General features: G+C 46.4%; 1 protein-coding gene. It reads right to left on the reverse strand.

The window, feature by feature from the left end:
• Window positions 1-164 precede the first annotated feature (164 nt).
• A protein-coding gene (locus ICC18_RS33350; protein ID WP_223193103.1) for an IS3 family transposase occupies window positions 165-1,176 on the reverse strand; the annotation gives its coding sequence in 2 pieces (ribosomal slippage) (window positions 165-1,040 and window positions 1,042-1,176; 1,011 coding nt annotated over the 2 pieces). This gene is flagged as partial in the annotation.

The raw sequence follows: 1,176 nt of genomic DNA on the forward strand, positions 1-1,176 counted from the left end.
AATTAAGGTGTGAAATGGTTCACAATCTTTGTTTAGAGTCCATGGATTTAAGCCTTAGACCTACTTCTTCGATTGGTATAAAAGATAATTATTACCAGCTTAGACTTGTCCACTGGTGGTGGACGAAGCTCAAGCGTAGGCGCGGGAGAAAGGTTTTTTCTTTGTTATTCACATGTAGATTTTAGTACAACATCACGGTTATATACAGAAGCTGGTGTATGGCTTTGCAGGGACTGATGCGGCAAGTAATGATTGTGCAGATGAATGTAGCGCCCTATACCTTGCCTAGTTTCTCGGGGTGTACTGTAGTCGTTTAGATAGACTTCATTGTACTTAAGGCTACGCCAGAAGCGCTCGATAGCGATATTATCTGTCGCTCTGCCTTTACCATCCATGCTGATGCGTACTTCGTGCTCTTTCAACAGGTCTGTATATTGTGGACTTGTAAAGTGGCTGCCTTGATCACTATTAATAATTTGGGGCGTGCACCTCGCTAACGCTCGTTTCATCGTTTCCAGCACGAATCCAATCTCCAAGCTTTGATCGAGTTGCCAGTCAACGATATACCGTGAATACCAGTCTATGACTGCGTAAAGGTACATCCAGCCCTGTTTCATCCGAATGTAGGTGATATCAACACTCCAGACCTGATCGGGTGCTGTAATGGCAAGCCTACGAAGCAGGTAAGGATAGATCCGATGCTGAAGATCGCGCTTACTCAGGTTCGGTCCAGGGTAGATCGCCATCAGCCCCATCTCACGCATGTAGCGCCTAACCGTATTTCGGTGGATATGATCTCCTTCTCGATTCATGATATTGGCAATCGTCCGATAACCCATAAATGGGTGCTGCGTGTACAGTTCATCAATCCGGTGCTTGAGGCGGATTTCCTCCGAGGAGGGAGGGACCGGTTTGTAGTACAAACTGGAGCGATTCAGACTTAGCAGATCGGCTTGCACGGCGATGGTATGCTCGGAACAATCCCACTCCAGCAAAGCGACACGCTCTTCGCGGGATAGGTTAGAGACCAGATTTTTTTTTGAGCCACGACAATTGTGTGGACAGTTTTCCCACCTCGGCGTAGAGTTCATCAATCTTCTGCTCGTATTCATTTTTCATTTTCGTAATGCCTTTGCGATCGTCGACGAATAATTGCGAAAGATTCTGTACCGCTTC

The sequence above is a fragment of the Paenibacillus sedimenti genome (genome assembly GCF_014534655.1).
GTDB classification, from domain to species: domain Bacteria; phylum Bacillota; class Bacilli; order Paenibacillales; family NBRC-103111; genus Paenibacillus_E; species Paenibacillus_E sedimenti.